The 19161-nt window shown below is 47.6% G+C and carries 18 protein-coding genes and 1 tRNA gene; 7 read left to right on the top strand and 12 right to left on the bottom strand.

Translation table 11 applies throughout. The features are described from left to right. Window positions 1-7 precede the first annotated feature (7 nt). Window positions 8-610 carry a Type 1 glutamine amidotransferase-like domain-containing protein gene (locus M1L66_RS33360; RefSeq protein WP_118040987.1) on the top strand — a complete coding sequence of 201 codons (603 nt, stop codon included), beginning with the start codon at window positions 8-10 and terminating at the stop codon, window positions 608-610. Between the two features lie 257 nt (window positions 611-867). On the opposite strand, the gene M1L66_RS33365 is transcribed toward M1L66_RS33360, so the two are convergent. The 3 genes from M1L66_RS33365 to M1L66_RS33375 form a co-directional block, all read right to left on the bottom strand. Then, the gene (locus tag M1L66_RS33365; RefSeq protein ID WP_118076970.1) at window positions 868-1314 is read right to left on the bottom strand and encodes a hypothetical protein; all 447 of its coding nucleotides are present in this window, start codon (window positions 1312-1314) and stop codon (window positions 868-870) included. Window positions 1315-1387: 73 nt separating this feature from the next. Then, window positions 1388-1807 (bottom strand): hypothetical protein, encoded by a 420-nt coding sequence (locus M1L66_RS33370; RefSeq protein WP_118040983.1) that lies wholly within the window; start codon window positions 1805-1807, stop codon window positions 1388-1390. A gap of 47 nt (window positions 1808-1854) precedes the next feature. Continuing rightward, window positions 1855-2331, bottom strand: coding sequence for a hypothetical protein (locus M1L66_RS33375; protein ID WP_118076971.1), 477 nt, complete (start codon window positions 2329-2331; stop codon window positions 1855-1857). A 90-nt stretch (window positions 2332-2421) separates the two neighbouring features. Here M1L66_RS33375 and M1L66_RS33380 point away from each other — a divergent pair, with 90 nt between their 5' ends. Next, on the top strand, window positions 2422-2619 hold the full coding sequence (locus tag M1L66_RS33380; RefSeq protein ID WP_006773348.1) for a ribbon-helix-helix protein, CopG family: 198 nt from the start codon (window positions 2422-2424) through the stop codon (window positions 2617-2619). A 56-nt stretch (window positions 2620-2675) separates the two neighbouring features. On the opposite strand, the gene M1L66_RS33385 is transcribed toward M1L66_RS33380, so the two are convergent. Further along, a complete protein-coding gene (locus M1L66_RS33385; protein WP_118040981.1) occupies window positions 2676-3377 on the bottom strand; it encodes a helix-turn-helix domain-containing protein in 702 nt (233 codons plus the stop codon). 265 nt (window positions 3378-3642) lie between these two features. Here M1L66_RS33385 and M1L66_RS33390 point away from each other — a divergent pair, with 265 nt between their 5' ends. Then, window positions 3643-3855 (top strand): helix-turn-helix domain-containing protein, encoded by a 213-nt coding sequence (locus M1L66_RS33390; RefSeq protein WP_118040979.1) that lies wholly within the window; start codon window positions 3643-3645, stop codon window positions 3853-3855. A gap of 22 nt (window positions 3856-3877) precedes the next feature. Further along, on the top strand, window positions 3878-5386 hold the full coding sequence (locus M1L66_RS33395; protein ID WP_118076972.1) for a tyrosine-type recombinase/integrase: 1509 nt from the start codon (window positions 3878-3880) through the stop codon (window positions 5384-5386). A 236-nt stretch (window positions 5387-5622) separates the two neighbouring features. Here M1L66_RS33395 and M1L66_RS33400 read toward each other — a convergent pair. The 8 genes from M1L66_RS33400 to M1L66_RS33435 form a co-directional block, all read right to left on the bottom strand. Then, window positions 5623-5699, bottom strand: a tRNA-Arg gene (locus M1L66_RS33400). Window positions 5700-5921: 222 nt separating this feature from the next. Continuing rightward, window positions 5922-6809 carry a DUF3881 family protein gene (locus M1L66_RS33405; protein ID WP_055657698.1) on the bottom strand — a complete coding sequence of 296 codons (888 nt, stop codon included), beginning with the start codon at window positions 6807-6809 and terminating at the stop codon, window positions 5922-5924. A gap of 209 nt (window positions 6810-7018) precedes the next feature. Continuing rightward, window positions 7019-9964, bottom strand: coding sequence for a beta-phosphoglucomutase (gene pgmB, locus M1L66_RS33410; protein WP_434690031.1), 2946 nt, complete (start codon window positions 9962-9964; stop codon window positions 7019-7021). After that, window positions 9921-11357, bottom strand: coding sequence for an MFS transporter (locus tag M1L66_RS33415; RefSeq protein WP_434690033.1), 1437 nt, complete (start codon window positions 11355-11357; stop codon window positions 9921-9923). The genes pgmB and M1L66_RS33415 overlap by 44 nt, the downstream gene beginning before the upstream one ends. 22 nt (window positions 11358-11379) lie before the next feature. Beyond that, the gene (locus M1L66_RS33420) at window positions 11380-12219 is read right to left on the bottom strand and encodes an MBL fold metallo-hydrolase (RefSeq protein WP_187024302.1); all 840 of its coding nucleotides are present in this window, start codon (window positions 12217-12219) and stop codon (window positions 11380-11382) included. Window positions 12220-12259: 40 nt separating this feature from the next. Beyond that, a complete protein-coding gene (locus tag M1L66_RS33425) occupies window positions 12260-13093 on the bottom strand; it encodes a carbohydrate ABC transporter permease (protein ID WP_434690036.1) in 834 nt (277 codons plus the stop codon). Between the two features lie 12 nt (window positions 13094-13105). Next, window positions 13106-13987, bottom strand: coding sequence for a carbohydrate ABC transporter permease (locus tag M1L66_RS33430; RefSeq protein WP_187024303.1), 882 nt, complete (start codon window positions 13985-13987; stop codon window positions 13106-13108). 131 nt (window positions 13988-14118) lie between these two features. Further along, the gene (locus M1L66_RS33435) at window positions 14119-15393 is read right to left on the bottom strand and encodes an ABC transporter substrate-binding protein (RefSeq protein WP_243270497.1); all 1275 of its coding nucleotides are present in this window, start codon (window positions 15391-15393) and stop codon (window positions 14119-14121) included. A 200-nt stretch (window positions 15394-15593) separates the two neighbouring features. On the opposite strand from M1L66_RS33435, the gene M1L66_RS33440 reads away from it, so the two are divergent. The 3 genes from M1L66_RS33440 to M1L66_RS33450 are packed head-to-tail and all read left to right on the top strand — an operon-like array spanning window position 15594 to window position 19050. Beyond that, complete coding sequence (locus M1L66_RS33440; RefSeq protein ID WP_412331279.1) at window positions 15594-17435, top strand: sensor histidine kinase; 1842 nt, start codon at window positions 15594-15596, stop codon at window positions 17433-17435. Window positions 17436-17453: 18 nt separating this feature from the next. Then, the gene (locus M1L66_RS33445; protein WP_434694363.1) at window positions 17454-17501 is read left to right on the top strand and encodes a hypothetical protein; all 48 of its coding nucleotides are present in this window, start codon (window positions 17454-17456) and stop codon (window positions 17499-17501) included. Further along, a complete protein-coding gene (locus M1L66_RS33450) occupies window positions 17494-19050 on the top strand; it encodes a response regulator transcription factor (RefSeq protein ID WP_187024305.1) in 1557 nt (518 codons plus the stop codon). Before M1L66_RS33445 ends, M1L66_RS33450 begins: the two co-directional genes overlap by 8 nt. Window positions 19051-19161 lie beyond the last annotated feature (111 nt).

Raw genomic sequence — 19161 nt, forward strand, 5'->3', positions numbered from 1 at the left:
AATATTGATGAAACTATTTTTATGTTCGCACTTTTCAAGTGTAGGAAGTCTGATAAAGGAAGAAATTGAAAATAAGAAAGTCGCATTTATTCCAACAGCTTCACTGCGTGAAGGCTACACCGGTTATGTCGGCTCGGCTCGAAAATTATTCAAAAAGTTGGGAGCAATCGTAACTGAAATTGATATTTCAACGGAGGCTTATTCAACGATACAGTCTGTTTTTGAAGAAGCAGATGTGATATATTTTACCGGCGGAAATTCTTTCTTCCTTATGGACCAGCTCCGTAAAACGGGAACGGATGAGCTATTGAAGAAGGAATTGGAAAAGGGAAAACTGATGATCGGTGAATCGGCAGGTGCGATTATATGCGCTCCAACTATCCAATATATTGAACAAATGGATGAAAAGCCGGAGGACTACTCACAAGAAGATGATGCAGGGCTTGATTTGATTGATTTCTATGTTCTTCCGCATTATCTTACAGCACCATTTAAGAAAGTTACCGAGAAAATAATAACTGAGTTTTCGGATTTGAATCTATGCCCAATTAACAACCGTCAGGGAATTGTAATTGATGGTGAAGATTCAAAGGTTATTTGCAAAGACTAATTTGAAAATTCCAGTTTTACGAACTAAATTGTAACAAAATAAAGTCGTTTAAAGCTGCCGATTAGCACACAACAGCTTTTTGGGATGATGGTTGCGTTTGCGGTTTACCAGCGATAAACCGTCAACGTATTGATTTCACTTTAACTGCTGACGCAAACGCAAAGAGCACCTCTATACTCAATTGAGTGCAGAGGTGCTCTTGTTATTTATCATATTCGAAAAGCTAATGCAGAGCTTTTGTCGGGCATACCTTGGTATTAGTACGCATTTTCTTCAAAGTAGGTGTAGATTTTTCTCGAAACATAGCTTACCAGATAAGCAATAAAAGGAAAAACTATGAAACCTACTGCCTTGCTCAATTCTCCGATTTCCCCAAACGGAACACCGCTCTTGAAAGCACAAAAAGACTGATACAAATAGTAAACTCCTGCAATCAGTCCGAAAGAAGAAATGTAACCAATTCCTTTTGCGACAAAGGAAACCGCATGAAACGCAATGGAAAGTGGCGTGTAAATAATCGTCCTCAATTCACTGAAAACAGAACCGAAAAACTTATATCTTTTTTCTGACTTTTCAATTCGTTTTTGTGACCTTGCGTATTCTTCATCTGTCATAACAGTGCCAAAACCCAACTCTGCAAATTTCTTGCCAATCTCCCTTGCACTCTGTTCTTCTCTATTTTCATTATAGTTGTAATCTTTCATAATGAATCACCTCGCAAGAATAGAATTTTCAGCCATGAGCAAATCGGAGTTTTGCCCATGGTTATAGAATTTTTTATGTATTATGCTCGTCCGTAGAATTTGTTTGTGTTACACTGCTTTTTTGAATTTTTGATATTGTTCGTATTGTCTTAACATCCCGAACCACACAGAGAACTGTTAGAACAATTATGATAAATACAAATCCATCTTCGCTTAGCCAAGGAATAGAAGCAATAATTCCATCTATTTTAAAACTTACAAGCAATGCTATCACTACCGTTATTATAAATGCAAGGAGATATCTCTTTGATACATCTAATATAAATCCATAAAGCGATAAGCTTATATAGGCTAAAGAGGCAAGTCCAAGACCAGCTCCCATTACTTCTAATGAAAAAATCGCCCCTCCTTTTTTGAATTGGCTATATACGTGCCAAGCAAAGATTCCTGAAAAAATTATCATTTTTAAGATTTTTGTTGTAATTCTGCTCATATATACCTCCACAAATTCTGTTTTGTTTTTGGCGGTGTAATCTTAGATCAAAAATCTTCCCCGGTAATAATACGCAGAATCAGATTATTGATTACTTTATTCTCTTTAATGCTTTCTTCGACTTGTTCAAGCCACATTTCTTCGTTTTCCTTATCAAACGCTTCCAGTTCGGCACGCTGCTCCGGCGATAAGCCCTTGTATCGTTGCTCAAAATATTCTGCACGTTCTTCCGGGGTTTCCTCCGGGTCTGTGAATCCTGCGATATCTGTCGGGAATGTATCCGGCACTAACTTTCCCTGTCTTGTCAGCCAAGCTAAGGCATCAATGAATCCCATCATGTACGTAAGGCGTTCTTTTGACGTTAGATAAAAGTTCTCTGTCTTTAGGTACTTTGTACGGGGAGACTGTCCAAACGCCTTGTAAAGCCCCTTATCGCTTTCTAAGAGTATTCTAAGACCGTCATGGTACTGCTCGTAGTTATCAAGCACCATACTTTTCAGCGTATATAATTCGTCCGAGTTCATTTCAATCCCTCCAATATAATTTATAACATAAATTATAACATATAAATCACATCTATGGAAACATAAAATCTAACATAGAGGTGATTTAGCATGAAAGAGGAAAAATTGATAATTCATCCGAAACGTCCCAAGGGGGATGACGGTTATAAGACCTTTTCTGTTCGTATCAGAGAGGACGTTGTGCAGCGCATTGATGAAATATCGGCTCAGACAGGTCGCAGCCGAAATGAACTGATTGGTATACTATTGGAGTTTTCGTTAGACCGCTGCTCCATCGAACCCAAGTAACAAAAAATCACAGGCAGCTCCTTTGCGTAGTGCAATAGGAATCGCCTGTGATTTCTTTATTTTCCGTATCGTTTGATATCCACCTGTGACAGCGTATGAACAGTGGCTTTAAGCGTTCTCAAATGCTCACGAGCCGCTTTATAATCCTTATGAGCAATGCAATCCTCAATCAGTTCTACATTGTCATTCACAATCATATCAAGCTGCTCTAACGAGGATTTCAAACCCAAAATGCGTTCAAAGTCTGTATAACGGGATTCAACTTTTTCTGCCGGGGATTCGTTTTCTTCACACTGCAAAGGGAACGCATCCATCCACTCTTGCAGTTCGGCTTGTGTGATATCCCCGTTCTCCCATTTGCGCCTTTCATTGTACCATGCTTGTAACGCTTGTAGAATTGTCTCATCCTTTGTCTGGATAGCGTACTTAGGCTCTTGCGGAAGTTCGATAGGAACAAGGTCATATTTATCCGACAGTTCAAACAGAATGTGCATGGCATCATTATAGCTGTCGATCTGGCGGTCAACAAGTGTTTCCACAGGGACACCGAGCCTTTGAGCAATCAATTCCAATTTATCTCTGGAAATTTGGCGATATCCAACCTCATAATTTCTTATTGCAGCTTCATTTACCCCTGCGGCTTCTGCCAATTCTGAAACGGCAGTCTTATTACGCAAACGGATTCTCTTGATTTTCTGTCCCGTTTCGATTCGTTTTTCTATCTTTATATTGTTCAAGAATTTATCCCATAAACTCATTTATTTCCCTCCAAGCTGTATTGGTGTTACGATACACCATAACACTTCAAATAATAACATCCTTTTAGGAAGAAAGCAATGGTAATCTATCGCAAACGGGGTAATCACACAAAAATTGCCACGTCAAAAAACTGTAAGTCACATAATCGTGTCAAATCGCTTGACGTCGGGAAAGCTACTGTGCTATAATACCGTTGTGGCACAAAAAAGAATAATGCCACATAACCGTGTCTAACCAGTAACCAATATAAAGGAGATGAATACTATGGCAGGAGTAACCCCGTCCATCATGGAGTGTCGCAACTACTCTGTGCAGGACATTATGAACATCTATGGTGTCGGAGAGGAAAGTGTCCGCAACTTTATCAAAAAGCATCAGAAAAACAATGATTTTCGTGTATTCATGGTGGGAAAATATCTTCGTATCGACAAGAACAGCTTTGAGGATTGGTATAACAATCATCCGAATGAGTTCTAACAACTTGTGAGGAAGAAAACTTATGGGTAGAAAACCTAAAAAGAAAGACATAGCTGAATATTTGTGGCATAGCGAGCCAACCAAAATTAACGCTACCAATGACAACTGGCGCATCCGCTACGGGTATCTTGATTCCGAGGGCAAGGAACACCAGACCACCGAGACCGTGAACAACGAACGTGCGAAGAATCAGTTCTTATCCTATCTTCTGCTCCGAGAAAAGGAACATAAGGCTGCCAAGGGCACAACAGTAGCTTCAAAAGTCGATAAAACGGAGATAGAAACTGTTGAACAGCTCCTGTATGCCTATGCCGAGCATACCAAGTATCTACATACCATCGGAGACAGATATGGATGGGACGAGGGCACTTACAGAGCGAATATCGGTAAGATTCGTAATTACATTGTTCCCGTGTTTGGTTCATTCCCTATATGGAAAATAACCCGTGTCGATATGAGACAGGGTTTCAAGGATATGCTTCAATTACCGCAAGCCAACGGGAATCATAGGGCAAATGGAGCAAGGGTATCACAGCGTACTGTTTACGATTGCAAGAAAATCATCAGCCGAGCATTTAAGTACGCTACGGATGATTTGGAGATTATCACAGAAAACCCCATGTTGGGTGTGACTGTGAAGCAGCCGAAGTCCGGCAGACGTGAGGTGTGGACGGAAGAACAGTTTAATTTTGCGTATGATAACTGTTCCGATCCGCAGCTAAAGCTTCTAATCAGCCTTATGATTGCACTGAGCAGCCGTATTGGAGAATGTCTTGCCCTAACGTGGTCTGATGTATACGATAACGAGGACAAGCACGAACCATCCTATATTCGTGTCTACAAGCAGTTGGTCTATCGCTCTGAGGAATTTATTAAAGAAACAAACGGTCGAGGAATTCTCAAAGTATTCGACCAAGTTCGCAGCACCCGACTGGATGCAAAGAGACGAGCGGTTTTCCATGTTACCAAGACGGAAAAGGAAATCGAAGCAAAGACGGACAGAATCTATGTAGCACCGGAAGTCATTTTCATGCTCCGTGATTACAAGCTTGTTCAGAATCAGCATAAACAGCTTGCAGGAGACAGCTACATTGACGATGATTTGATATTTGCTCACGAGGATGGTACGCATATCAGTTCACAATACGCCGATGATATGTTCAGTTCTTTCTACAAACCTCTGGGACTTCCGAGGGTAGACCTGTATAGCCTAAGACATTTCTCTATCACAAAGAAACTGGCGATTAACGGGCATGACTATGTAAGTTTGGCAAAGGATACCGCCCACCGTCAGTTGGGGACAATACAGGACTATTACGAAACGCCGGAGGACAGCGTAAGAATTGATACAGCAAAAGCGATTGGAAAATTCCTTATCCGCTCTGATGAATCGGATTCTGAATCCAAAGTGACAATCTCACTGGAAGATGAAGATTTTGCAAAAAAGCTTGAGGAAGTGGCTTCTGATTCAGCCGGAAAACAGATGCTTGAGTTTGCTATTGCTATGTACGAAAAAAATAATTCAGACTAACAGCGGTCATTCTACACCAACCGTACGGAACACCGCTAATCACCCAAAAATTCGGCTACTGTACAAAACCACTGATTTTACTGTATAATATAAGCGATACGAAATACACGAACCATGATTCCCTTGCAGCAATAAAAGAGAAAAACCTCTCCAAGCGAAGCTTGATTATTTTTTCTTTTACTGCTCAACAAAAAAGCCGAAAACCCTTGAAAACAAAGGCTTTCGGCGTTATTATCTGGCGCGCCAAAAGGGATTCGAACCCCCGGCCTTCCCCTTAGGAGGGGGACGCTCTATCCAACTGAGCTATTGGCGCGTATATCAAATGAAATTGTAAATAGTGAGGAATGAACAACCGCTTAGGAGGCGGACGCTCTATCCTGCTGAGCTACAGAAACATCCCCTGTGCCGCGGGTCTTCCGCGAACAGGCTGTATATTATTATATTAACAATTAGGCGTTTCGTCAAGTTTTACTTGAAGAATCTTTCAAAATCCCCCGGCATAGGGTGTTTTTAAAAATTCATATTCAAACACGGCCTAGTCCGCCGCCTCATCAAACACCACATTGCCCTGCATCCAGATCTGTCCCTTAAACCGTCTGCCAACCGCCGGTTCTCCGGTCAAATCCTGCTTTGCGATTCCCACATGAAATACGATGTCGCTGCATTCCAGCTTCAAATCGTAAACGTCTTCTCCGGTAATCTGGTTTTTCTTCTCTACTATTTCCGTAATCTCACCGATTACCGAGTACTGGTCACATTCAATTCCGCACGGCATAAAACAGGAATCAATGATCGAATACAGATCTTCCTTCATCACCCGTCTGGAAATCTGGGAATACATGTCGATGTCCTCGATGGTCAGAGTCTCCATGGCGTCCTCATCACCGTTCTTGGCTGCCTCCAGGAGCGTGTTCCGCTCCTTTGCCGTAACCTTTGCATTCTCCCGCTGCTTCTCTGTCTTCTGAATCGGCAGAAGAATCTTACCACTGACCGCCAGCCCGGTTAAATTAGCCCGCTTTGTCTCCAGGGAACTCTTATCCATGATTCTCTCCCTGCATTCGAATGAATTATCGATATAAAAAATCAGGGAAATACCGACCTTATACTCATCAAGCAGTCCCGCATACGTCTCGCGCTCTGTATGGCGCTGAATGGAACAGGACACATCCGATGTCATATCCTCGCTTCTCAAAAAAGGATAGTAATAATTCCGGTGAAATACTCCATCCCGGTCCATCTGTCCAAATACGGCGATTCCCATTCCAGGCGCTACCTCTTTTCTGATCTCACAGAGGTTCGTCTCCTCATCCAGCTGAATCCGCTTCATGCCGGATAAATCTTCTGTCATTTGATCTAACAATTTATCGATATCCCGGTCCTTCTGGTAGAGGCTGAATCCAATAGACCTTAAGAATTTATGCATAATGTCGTCACCTGCCTTTGCTTTACTGAAATTTACTTCTTTGCTCAAATTTACTGCTTTCCTGTTCCCCTGTCTCTATTTTCTCACATTTCAGGAAAGAAAACAATGAGGCGAAGAAAACTCCGCCTCAAGTCTTATCGCTTATTATATACTATAATATGAGATAATGCCAGTAATATTTTATAAAATTATTATGATTTTATCCCCAATTATAACAGTCCAGACGGCTTTCCACAGATTGTCAGCAGCTGTGAAAATGTCTCCATGCCGTAACTTGCCTTTTCGCACAATGCCGCATCACCGATACCGGCGCTGTCCATCCCGGCGCGGCACGCCGCCTCGATGCCTGCCCTGGCATCTTCGACGACCAGACAACGCTCCGGATCAACCGCCGCGTACTGCGCCGCCAGAAGAAATACTTCCGGGTCCGGTTTGGATCGCGTGATATTCGTTCCATCTGAAATGGCGTCAAAATAGCCGTCAAGACCGATCCGCTCCAAAATCTTTTTCGCATTTTTACTGGAGGAACCGATCGCCAGCTTTATTCCCATGGCTCGCAGACCGTCAAGCGTGTCCTTCACCTCCGCGCTTAAATCGTCTGGTGACATCTCATCTAAAAGTCCCTTGTAGATCTCATTTTTCTCAGCACAGGCCCGTCGTTTCTCCTCATCCGTCAATGTGGTCAGCCCGCCATGCTTTAGAATAACCTCCAGGCTCTCCTCCCGGGACACGCCCCGTAAAAGATTATTGACCTGTTCGTCAAACGGCACTCCCAGCCGGTCCGCCAGCGCCTTCCATGCCTGATAATGGTATGCGTCCGTGTGACAGATAACTCCATCCAGGTCGAAGATTACCGCGTCATACTGCGGTGCATTCTTCTCTCCCATGGAAAACACAGCAGTTCCCGTTAAAGAACACTGTTTTCCGTAAATCGTCACCGTCTGCGGCTTTCCTTCCAGCAGAGTAAGCCTGCATCCCTCCCGGTTCACCTCCACCGAAATCAGGCTTCCGAGATAAACAAACGAGAAACGGTAGGCGTTCCATTTTTCAGGCAGATACGGGTCAAGGAACAGCCCCTGCTCCTTAACCTTCAGGCCGCCGAAGCCATAGACAACCGCCATATAGACGCCGCCCATGTTGGCTGTATGGATTCCATCCCCAGTGTTATGGTGCGTATTGAACAGATCCAGCTTTGCCGAGTCTCCGAAATAGCTGTATGCCTTTTCTCTTCTGCCCAGACGGGAAGCCATGATGCTGAAAATACACGTAGACAACGAGGAATCGTGCGTTGTGATCTTCTCATAGTAGTCGAATGACTTCTCCATGGTTTCCCTGGACTGCATGTCCTCAAACAGTACGTGGGCCAGAACCGTGTCCGCCTGCTTGCACACCTGATGGCGGTATAAATACAGCGGATGATAATGAAGGAGAAGCGGGAAATTTTCCCTTGGCGTATGGTCTAAGTCCCAGATCTTTTTAGACAGAAATGTCTCATCCTGCGGATTGATGCCCAGTTTCTCGTCATACGGCAGGTACATGGCCTCCTCCGCCTGCCGGAAAAGCGCCGCTTCCTCATCACTCATCCCGATCTTCTCCGCCACCGGTCCCAGTGTTCCCGCTTCCTTTAAAATCTCCCAGGATCTTACGGCCCAGTGCAGGTTGTATTTTGCACACGCATTTGTATAGTAATTATTATCCACCAGGCACGTGTATTCATCCGGTCCTGTCACTTCATGAATCTCAAAACGGCCCTCATGGAAATTCCCTGCATCCATCCAGAGCCTGGCTGTCTCAAACAGAATCTCCGCCCCCATATCCGCGAGGAACTCCCGGTCCTCTGTCACCAGATAATACGCCGCCACCGCATAGGCAATGTCCCCATTGATATGGTATGCGGCCGTTCCAGACGGAAAATATCCGGAGCACTCCTTTCCCATAATGGTTCTCCACGGATATAATGCCCCGCTTTCGTGTCCGGCGATCCGGGCATTCTTCCTGGCCTCGTCCAGCGTTCTGTACCGGAACGACAGAAGCCTTCTGGAGATATCCGGATTTGTCAGAGTGAAAAACGGCTGCATATACATCTCCGTATCCCAGAAGTAATGGCCTTCGTACCCCTCTCCGGACAGCCCTTTCGCTGCAATATTACAGAACTCATCCCGGCCTGCGGACTGAAGCAGCTGATAGAGATTGTAACGCACCGCCACAGCCGTCTCTTCATCCCCATCAATATCGAGATCCGAACGCCTCCAGAATTCCGCCAGGTACTCCTGCTGCCTCTGATACCAGTACTCCAGTCCCATTCCTACGGCCTCACTCATCTCATCCATAGCCCCGGCCAACACCTCCGGACGGCGCACAGAATCCGTAAATACCGTGTATTTCGTCAGGGAAATGGTCTCACCCGCCTTCATCTGAAAAGCATACGTCCGGGTGATCCGGTGTCCCGCCGTCTCCCTTATCTCCTTTGCCGGGACGGAAAGCCGGTGGCATACCGCACTGCAGGCCAATAGGCCGGAAGCCGCGGCCGCTGTGACCAGACAGGACACATTTCCTTCCACCACTGCCTTTACCGGACGCAGGTGAGAGATACTTTCCCCCGCGACTCTCGGATCGTCGGGATTACAGTAATTGCTCACCTCCCCGTTATGATCCGATATAATTTCAGCTTCTCCGCTGTAATTTAAGGATTTCACCTGATACTCCATCGTGAAAAGCGGTAATTTAACAAAAGAAGCCATACGCCGGCAGATGATCTCCACCTCTTTCCCTTTGGGAGAACGCCAGACCATACTGCGCTCTGTCACACCTTTTTCCATATCCAGACGGCGGCAGAACCGGAGGACGGTTCCCTCAAACAGGGAAAATTCCTCACTGCCCAGTTTTAAGCGGATTGTCTGGGTATCGGCCACATTGACCATGGTCTGCTTTTCCTCAACAAAGCCGCAGAGCTTTTCCGCCTGGGGCATTTTCATAAAATCGTAAAATCCATTGATATAGGAGCCGCGGATGGTCTTCTGTCCCTCCGGATACCCCTCCTCAAAATTAGACCGCACACCGATATAGCCGTTCCCGTTATGGAACACGGTCTCGTGCAGCACGCAGCTTTCCTCATCGGGGCTGAACCCGTCTGCCTGATAGACCCATTTGCTCATGGATTGTCTCCTCCTTCATGCTCATCTTTACTGTGAATACCCGTTTTCTTAAAATAAAGCACACGGCCAGAGCCGCGGCAGTCATGGCCAGCCAGCCGAAGATCGTCACCTGCCAGCCCACATGCTGTACCAGCACACCAATTCCATAGGTGGAGATGGCGCATCCCAGGTAGGCCATCGCATTTAAAAATCCCGAAACGGTAGAAACTCTCCCCTCCTTCTCGAAATGGAGCGGGAGCAGATTGACAAACAGCGTATTGACCGCCATCATGGACGCTGTAATAACGGACAGCAGTCCCGCCGTCAGAAACATATTGACCGCGCTGAACCGCCAGAGCAGAACCAGCGCGCCGGTGGCAATGAGAAAGAAAAAGGACGCCGTCTTAACCTCATGCTTCTGAAAGAATTTCCGGTACATAAACTGGGCGGCATAGGCCCCGGTCAGGTTGATGACCGGAAGCATGGTCGTCACCAGTATGGACAGCGTCGGCGAGGCCATAAATGTCTCGCTGATATACGTTGGAACCCACGAAGTCACACCGTCCTTTAAAACGCCGTGAACCACCACCGGGATCAGAAGGAATAGAAGGCCGGATGCGGTCAGAAGCCGTCCAAATGGCATGGAGCCGGTGTCTGCCGTTTTCCCTTGTTCTGTCCTCTCCTCATATTCTATTACCTTCCCCCGTTCTGTCCTCTCCTCATATTCTATTACCTTCCCCCGTTCTGCCCTCTCCTCATATTCTACCACATTCCCACATTCTACCACACCCCCATGTTCATCCGCAGCCCCATGTCCCATTGAATACGCCTCGACCCTTGCAAACCCGCGCCAAAATACCAGCGCCGCCCCGCACATGCATACGGCGGCAGCATAAAACACAAACCGCCAGCCCGCAGCCGCGATCATCGCCGCGGACAACAGATAGGAGGCAAGCGTTCCTACTGCCATGGTGGAGGTGATATGCACGCAGTACTTTACTTTTCTCTCTTCGGTCATCATCTTTGCAAAGATTCTCATAATTGGAGGCCAGATCATCGCCTGGGTATACCCGTTGACACACCAGAACAGCGCCATCATCCCAAAGCCTGATAAGAAACCCATGGCCAGATTCAAGAGACCGGAGGCAAACAGCCCGGCAAATATCATTTTCCCCGGATGGAGGCGGTCTGCCAGCATACCGTTGAGAAACTGCCCCGCACCGTAGGCAAAAAAGTAGACCATACTGATAAACCCGGCCTGCGAGGCGGTAATCACAGAACCGCCGATCATGGCCGGCATGGCCGATGAATAGTTAAGCCTGCCGATATAGGAGGCAAAATACACCAGCCAGCACATCCAGAATAAAAGCGCCTGCATATGGCCGTCATAAATCCGATTTAATTTTTTCTGCATCTTCTTTCTCCCGTCTTTCGTCCTATACTTCCGCTGTAAACCCGTCGCAGGCTACCAGAAAGCCTTTTGGCGCCGCCAGCGCCTCCATCTCCTCATGGGAGAGCCCGTGACCGCAGTTATGGGAGAAATGATTGAGGATAAACACGGTATTGTCATGGACGCAACCCATGGCCTCCAGCCTTTCCTTCGTTCTTACGTCCCCATTCCAGCCCATATGGGTCGCTCCGTCCCCCAGAATCCCCATGGTGCAGTCAAGGCTGACCAGATCCAGCCGCCGGCCGCGCAGCTGCTCCCACGTCTCCTCCGGAAAATACGCCGTATCATTTCCATACAGAAGCGTCTTTCCCGCCTCATCCTCGATCAGAAAGATCAGACAGCACTCCGCCGGATCATGGGCGGCCCGAAGAGGCGTCACCCGGTAATTTAAGACGGAAAATGGCTGAAACGGGTAAATCTCAAAGAGTTTTACACAGTCATCCAGATTTTCACAGTCGTCATCCACATCCCGCATGCGTTTATACAGTTCCCCGATCCGCTTTGTACCATAGACATGAAACGGCGCGGCACTTCCGGACTGGGCATAGGGCCTGGCCTTCATCATCAGATCCGTGGCATAGAAATGGTCGCAGTGCCCGTGAGTCACGATACAATGGTTTATTTCATGAAGCTTCAGACCGTCTCTGATCACATGCAGATACGTATCCGGTCCAAAATCGATTAACAGTCTGCCATCCACCACCGCCTGGGCGCGTGTCCGGATATTTTTACCGCCCAGCTCCCGCGCCATCTGGCAGGATGGGCAGTCACAGAACAGCGCCGGCCAGCCTTCCGCGGCCGCGGTTCCCAAATACTTTATTTTCATGGTATAATCTCCTTTCCAGCGGTGTAAGCCGCCGCATCACTCAGCCCTTGACCGCCCCGTTGGTCAGCCCGCCAATGATCTGTTTCTGCAGGACCAGATACACCAGGAACACCGGGAGCATGGACAGGATGAAGGTGGCAAACACCAGCGCATAATCCACTGTAAAGGTGCTCTTGAAGTTGTACTGAAACAGCGTCAGCGTCCAGTACTTCGTCGATTTATTCAATACCAGCAATGGAAGGAAAAAATCGTTCCAGATCCATAAGCCCATCTTGATCAGCACCGTGGCCGTCATGGGTTTTAAGAGCGGCAGAATAATCTGGAAATACGTCTTGGCCGTGGATGCTCCGTCAATGTAGGCCGCCTCCTCCAGCTCCGTCGGTACGCCCTGGATAAACGCCACGTAGAGGAACACGCCCTCACAGATGGAGCTGGCTACATATACGATGATGATTCCAGTGGGAGTCAGCATATGAAGGCTGCTCATCGTCTTGATCAAGGGCATCATTTTTACCTGGAACGGCACAAAGATGCCGACTAGCAGGAAAAAATAGAGGTATTTATAAAAACGGCTGACATCCATCTTTCTGGCAATGGAATAGGACACCATGGGAAGAACCACGATCATACCGGCCAGAGACAGAATCGTTATGTATAAGGTATTTCCAACCGCCTGATAGTAATCGGGACGGCTCAGTATATTTTTGAAGTTCCCCAGGTAAAAGCTTTCCGGCAGCGCCAGAAAATTCTTTGTAATCTCCGGTTCCGTCTTGAAGGCCGAAATGACTGTCAAAAACAGGGGATAGATGATGAGCAGGATGCCAATTCCCAGAATGAGATACGTGCCGGCTGCCCGTTTCGTCTTTGTTTTCATAGGTCCTCCCTCCTAATAGACTTTCTTTTTATTGTTGACGGCAATCTGGATAAAGGAAATCGTACACACCAGAATGCACAGAATAATGGATTCCGCAATACCGTAGCTAAACTTCATTTCCTTAAACCCGTGGTTGTAGATGAGGAGCGCCACACTCTCCGTGGCTCCCGCAGGTCCGCCCTGCGTCAGGCCCACCACGTAGTCAAACAGCATCAGACCGTCTTTAAACATCAGAACGACCACCACAGTCACCACCGGGAGTACGAAGGGCAGCGTGATGTGTTTAAACAGCTGCCATTTATTCGCGCCGTCCAAAGAAGCCGATTCAATCAGTTCCTGCGGAATCGACTGAAGCCCCGCCATCAAAAGTACAGTAGGTATGGCCACGCTCTGCCATACGTGAACGAACAGAATCCCGTATTTCGCCAGGCTGGGATTGGACAGGATGCTGGTCTTCAGTACTTCGATGTTAAAAAGCCCGCCAATCCCCGGGAGCACCCGGTAAAAGAACTCGTTGAATATCAGGCCCGCAGTCAGCATACTGATGACGGCCGGGAAGAAATAAATGGCGCGGAAGGCCGATTTATACTTAATCTTGCTGTTCAAAAGGAGCGCCAGCACCATGCTGATCACCAGAACCAGAGCCAGGAGCATCAGCGCATAGACCAGGGTAAACAGGAAGGACCCGCGGAAACGGGCATCCTGCACGATGGATAGATAGTTGCCCAGCCCGATAAAATGAAACTTCTTCGTGATCCCGTTCCAGTCCGTCATGCTGTAATATAAACCATTGATAATGGGGTAAATAAAAAACATGCAGTAGAGCGCCACTGCCGGTATCACGAACAGAAACAGCGTGATATCCCTGTTGTTTGTCTTTTTCTTACTCTTCATAGTAACCCTCTCTTTTTGAAAGAAGGTGCTGTGCCTGCTTTCTTATGAAGCGTAAGCACAACACCTTTTGTTTTAGAACGTATTCAACGTCTGCTCTCAAGTATATCTGAAAATTAATTTCCAAATACCATCTAGGATTCTTTGTAGTACTGTTTCACAATCCTGTCGGTCTCTTCCAGAAAATGGTCCACATTCTGGTCGATCAGAAGCTGCTGCATCGGAATCGCCCACTCGTTGCGCATACCGGCCGGCCAGTAGTTGACAAGGGTCAGGAAGGTCTTGTCTCCCGCCATCTTCTCTTTCATCAGGGCCAGGGGGGCAATGTGGTACTCTACGCCCTTGATGACCGTAGGCGTTCCCTCCTTGTCCGCCAGAATCTGGTTGATCTCAGGTCTTGCACAGAATTCGATAAACTTAAGCGCCTCCTCCGGATGCTCTGTCGTCGCAGAGTATCCCAGGGCAATGTCCACATTGATTGGAAGGGACTGCTCTTCCCCTGCGGGATTAGGAATCGGAACCATGGAAAGGTTCATTTCAGGCGCTGCTTTTAAGATGGCCGCCAGTCCCCAGGTTCCGCTGATGAACATGGGATATTTGTTATTGACAAAGTCAGAGGTGGCCTGCTCTCTGCCGATAGCAAGAGAATCCTTGGGACCGTACTTTCTCAGCTCCAGCATGGCTTCCGCCATGGTACGCACGTAAGAAATATCCGCGTCCGTAAATGAAGCGTCACTCGTTCCAACCGTCTCAAAATCGTTGTAAACATCATTTTTAATGATACCGATGATTCGCTCCGCCTCCTGTCCCAGTGCGACAGAATCCTTATCATTGCAGGCGATGGCGGTAATTCCCGCCGCCTCGAAGGTCTGGCATGCCTTTATCAAATCATCCCAGGTCTCCGGAAGCTCCAGATTCTGTTCCTCAAACATGTCCTTATTACAGAAAATGCCGAATGAACTGAGGGCAAATGGCATGGTATATACCTTTCCGTTATGCTCGCACATCTTCACGGCTGTAGCTTCCGCGTTCTCAAGTACCTTCTCACCGGTCATATCCGCCATGATGCCTTCGTCCATAATGCTCTTATATGTCGCCTCCGCCGGATAGACACTCATGATATCCGGAATATCGCCGGTGGAAATATTGGTTAAAAATACGGTCTCGGAGTCTGCCGGGGATATCTGATTAATCTTGACACCGGGATTTTCCGCCTCAAACTTTGCAATAATCTCATCATAAACGGATTTAGCTTCATTTTTCATCTGAAAGAAATCCAGTGTGACAGATCCCGCCGCCGCTTTGGAACTCTCACCACCTGTTTGATCGGATGCCCCTCCGCATCCTGTCATAACGCCTGCCGCCAATGCTGCTGCTGATAAAACTGCCATTATCTTACGATATCTCATAACCTTTTCTCACTTTCCCTTTTTTCAAACGTGCACGTCTTTTTGATGATCTAATCATAATCAATTTTTTACAGGAAATGAATACCCCTACTTTATATTTCTTACCATTTCTTCACATCCTCGCTCCGCCGGCTTGCATCCTGTCATTTTCTGTTGCTATAATAGGTCTGTACCACAGAACGGTCAGATTGGGGAACGCCATGAAAAAAAAGATATCACTGAAGCATTTAGGAGTCCGCAAACGTCTCTTCATTATATTGTTTTTAATCGTCCTGCTGATGGCAGGCTGTTTTACCTATATCTTTATAACGCTTCGCAGGCAGACCTACGCCCGGCTGGACACCGCCGCCTATCAGACGGCTGCGACCCTGCTGGAACAGGCCTCCGGCAAGGTGGATACTCTGGATAAGGTGACTTCCTATCTTCTTCAGGAGCATTATCAGAATAATGGAAACGGTTCCATTTTCCCTTATTTATCGGATTATGCGACTTCAGAAGAGACGAGCGCCGCTCTCTCCAAGACATTTACCACTGCCACGAGAAAGCTCTTCTACCTATTTCCCTCCCTGGAAGGCCTCTATCTCTACACCAACGATGGTGATCCCATCATCTTCGACAGCAGGGACTTCACCCGCCTCACCGCGTCCTCTCTCACAGAGGCCCCCTGGCGGGAGCATGTCATAGACCGGAAGGGCAAACTTGTGCTGCTGAAATCGGATCAGATCCCCTCTGATTTCAATGAATCCGGGGAAGATCCATCCGGCAGAGCCTCCCGGCACTACCTCTACGGCACCCGTGTCCTCATTAACCTGCGCAGCTCATTTGCCCCGCTATGCCTCGTCCTTGCCCAGTTGGATATCAATGACCTCCAGTCCTCCTTTACCCGCCTGCATTCCTACAAAGGCCAGTCCTATGCCCTCTTAGATGCAGATAATGGCTTGCTGTCGTCCTCTGACAGTTTTCCGCTGGAAACCATGTCCAGCCGGATGCCTGCCCCCGGAACCTCCGAGGCGTCGTCCGAAGCGCCTTATACTTATGTAAACTTCAAAGATAACATAAATTTCAAAGGAAACGGCTATTTCTTCCATATGGTGACCGATCATTCTACCGGCCTGTCCTGTGTGATATCCACTCCGGCCGCCGTAATCTCCTATATGCCGCTGGTAATGATCCTGGTGTCCCTGCTGCTTCTGCTCTTTCTGATCATCCTCTTCGTCCAGTACACCTTCCGCGGTATCTCGAAACCGATCGAGACCCTGGTGTCCGCCTGCGGAAAGATCGGACAGGGGAATTTCTCCGTCCGTGTCGGGATTCCTCCGGATGCGGAGCTGGGATATCTGACCAACTCTTTTAACCAGATGGCCGGACAGGTGGAGCATCTGATCAATACAGTTTACTTAAAGGATATTGCAGAACGCGATTTGGAGCTTCAGATGCTCCGTAATCAGATTAATCCTCATTTCCTTTACAATACGCTGGAAAGCATGCGTATGGCGGCCTACACGGAAGGCGCCCACGATATCTCCCAGATGTGCCTGCTGCTGGCCGATGTCCTGCGCTACGGGGTCTCCTCACCGACCGAGCTGGTGACTCTGAAGGAGGAAATTGAGCATTTAAAGGAATATATTACACTCCAGCAGTACCGCTTCCACTACGCCGTGAAGATCAATGTCATGGTGAGCCAGGACTTATATGAATTCCTGTCATTAAAACTCATGTTCCAGCCACTCGTGGAAAATGCGCTGAATCACGGATTCGAGGGCTTTACAGGAAATGAACGGATCGGTATCTTCGGATATCAGAAAGAGGGAATCCTCTATTTTCAGGTAACGGACAACGGCGTGGGGATGGCGCCGGAACAGGTGGAGGCACTGAACGGCTATATCAGAGGTGAAAATGAGGCATTTACAAGCATTGGCTTAAAGAATGTGCACCGCCGGATCGAGCTATATTATGGAATCGGCTACGGGCTGACGATCGAGAGCCAGGAGGGACGCGGAACCTCAGTCTGCATTAAAATTCCGCTTACGTCTGCGAAGTGAGGCGTGCAGATGACAGGAATGAATTTTAAGACACGTTCCAGCAAGGAGGAGGAAAATCATGTATAAAATACTGGTGGTTGATGATGATCCCAACATCCGGATCGGACTGTCCCGGATGATTCAAAATGCTTATCCGGACACCGTTATTACGGACACCGCGGAAAATGGACGAATCGCCTACGATCAGGTGGTTAAGTTTCATTTTGATGCCGTCATCACCGACATCAAGATGCCCGTGTGGGGCGGTTTAGAGCTGCTCACTCATTTAAAGGAAGAATACGTCATCCCTCCGACACTGGTGCTGAGCGGATATGACGACTATAATCTGGTCCGCAGTTCCTTAAAGCTGGGAGCCATCGATTATCTGTTAAAACCGGTAAATGAGGGACTGCTCTTAAATGCCCTGGATTCTATCTTTAAGTCGCTGGAGATCAATTCCTTAAATCCACCGGCCCTGGAGGCCGATTTAAAGAATCAGATTCTTCTGGAGGGCTTCTTCGGATCTGCCCCGGTAGACGAGGAGAAGGAAGCATTTTTGAGGCGCAGCCACATCACCCTGGATACGCCCTGCCGCGTTCTGTACGTCGATATGTCCCACGGCCTCTATTCCCGCAAAAAAATCATCCGCAATTTTATTGAGACCCGCTTCGAGTCCTGCTTTCCTCCTTCATCCTCCTACTGCCCGATATACGGTGAGATCGGCCAGTACTGGATTCTGCTGCTTTTTGAACTGGGAGAGACCGCCAGATGCGCGGCCCTTACAGCCGCATTTCTAAAGCAGCTGGAAGACGAGGGACTTTTCGTAAGCGCCAGCTTAAGCCCTCTGCCCCTGGCCGACTTATCCTTTTTAAAGGCGGAATGCCTGCGGGGCTTTGAGCGGTATTTCTTCGACCTGCCCTATACGGCTGATTCAAAGGAGTGGACCGGCTCAAAGGAAGGAGAGCAGACCGGCATGAAGCGGCATACAACGGCGGAGCAGGAGCTTTTAGACTTAACGACCGCCGCGCTGGCCGAATACGATTATGCCGGCGCCCTCGAACACCTTTCCCGGCTGTTCGCGTACTTTAACAGCCGCCGCCCCCCAGTCGCGCATCTGCGCAGGACCTTATCCAACGGTATTTATGACCTGATGGGACGCAACGCCAACTTCATCCCGGTCGTCAGTCAGTCCAGCCTGACAGACTATGACATTCTGGCGCAGATCGAGGATGCTTCCAGCTTAAAAGAGCTTCAGACCTCCATGTTTGCCACGCTGAACTTTTATGTGGAAAAGGCCATGGATTCCCTTAATAATAAAGAGGACTTCGTCATAAAAAAGGCCAGGGAATATATCCGGAATAATTACAGGGATACCATTACCCTGAACGATGTGTCCGCCTATGTATACTTAAACCCGAATTATTTCAGTACTCTGTTCAAAAGCAAGACAGGAATCACCTTCCGCCAGTACCTGCGGGATTTCCGCATCCAGACCTCCAAGGAGCTGATCCGCCAGGGAAACTTGAAAGTCTATGAGGTGGCCGACGCGGTGGGCTATCCCGAACCGGCGCATTTTGTGCGGGCATTTAAGGAGGTGGAGGGCATCAGTCCTACGGAGTATAAAAATTCATTGTGATTTGTATCAATTGCTATTTCTACGATTTACAAAATCAAAAAACCGGAAGCATGAAAGGATCGGTATCCCTTCCTGTCTTCCGGTTTTTAATTATTTACGTTTGTCTCATAA

Source organism: Hungatella sp. SB206 (genome assembly GCF_051132295.1).
In the GTDB taxonomy this organism is placed as follows: domain Bacteria; phylum Bacillota; class Clostridia; order Lachnospirales; family Lachnospiraceae; genus Hungatella; species Hungatella effluvii.

Excerpts from the sequence above, each read along its gene's own strand:
- M1L66_RS33360 (WP_118040987.1), top strand. The coding sequence starts at position 8 with ATGAAACTATTTTTATGTTCGCACTTTTCAAGTGTAGGAAGTCTGATA.
- M1L66_RS33365 (WP_118076970.1), bottom strand. The coding sequence starts at position 1,314 with ATGAAAGATTACAACTATAATGAAAATAGAGAAGAACAGAGTGCAAGG.
- M1L66_RS33370 (WP_118040983.1), bottom strand. The coding sequence starts at position 1,807 with ATGAGCAGAATTACAACAAAAATCTTAAAAATGATAATTTTTTCAGGA.
- M1L66_RS33375 (WP_118076971.1), bottom strand. The coding sequence starts at position 2,331 with ATGAACTCGGACGAATTATATACGCTGAAAAGTATGGTGCTTGATAAC.
- M1L66_RS33380 (WP_006773348.1), top strand. The coding sequence starts at position 2,422 with ATGAAAGAGGAAAAATTGATAATTCATCCGAAACGTCCCAAGGGGGAT.
- M1L66_RS33385 (WP_118040981.1), bottom strand. The coding sequence starts at position 3,377 with ATGAGTTTATGGGATAAATTCTTGAACAATATAAAGATAGAAAAACGA.
- M1L66_RS33390 (WP_118040979.1), top strand. The coding sequence starts at position 3,643 with ATGGCAGGAGTAACCCCGTCCATCATGGAGTGTCGCAACTACTCTGTG.
- M1L66_RS33395 (WP_118076972.1), top strand. The coding sequence starts at position 3,878 with ATGGGTAGAAAACCTAAAAAGAAAGACATAGCTGAATATTTGTGGCAT.
- M1L66_RS33405 (WP_055657698.1), bottom strand. The coding sequence starts at position 6,809 with ATGCATAAATTCTTAAGGTCTATTGGATTCAGCCTCTACCAGAAGGAC.
- pgmB (WP_434690031.1), bottom strand. The coding sequence starts at position 9,964 with ATGAGCAAATGGGTCTATCAGGCAGACGGGTTCAGCCCCGATGAGGAA.
- M1L66_RS33415 (WP_434690033.1), bottom strand. The coding sequence starts at position 11,357 with ATGCAGAAAAAATTAAATCGGATTTATGACGGCCATATGCAGGCGCTT.
- M1L66_RS33420 (WP_187024302.1), bottom strand. The coding sequence starts at position 12,219 with ATGAAAATAAAGTATTTGGGAACCGCGGCCGCGGAAGGCTGGCCGGCG.
- M1L66_RS33425 (WP_434690036.1), bottom strand. The coding sequence starts at position 13,093 with ATGAAAACAAAGACGAAACGGGCAGCCGGCACGTATCTCATTCTGGGA.
- M1L66_RS33430 (WP_187024303.1), bottom strand. The coding sequence starts at position 13,987 with ATGAAGAGTAAGAAAAAGACAAACAACAGGGATATCACGCTGTTTCTG.
- M1L66_RS33435 (WP_243270497.1), bottom strand. The coding sequence starts at position 15,393 with ATGAGATATCGTAAGATAATGGCAGTTTTATCAGCAGCAGCATTGGCG.
- M1L66_RS33440 (WP_412331279.1), top strand. The coding sequence starts at position 15,594 with ATGAAAAAAAAGATATCACTGAAGCATTTAGGAGTCCGCAAACGTCTC.
- M1L66_RS33450 (WP_187024305.1), top strand. The coding sequence starts at position 17,494 with ATGTATAAAATACTGGTGGTTGATGATGATCCCAACATCCGGATCGGA.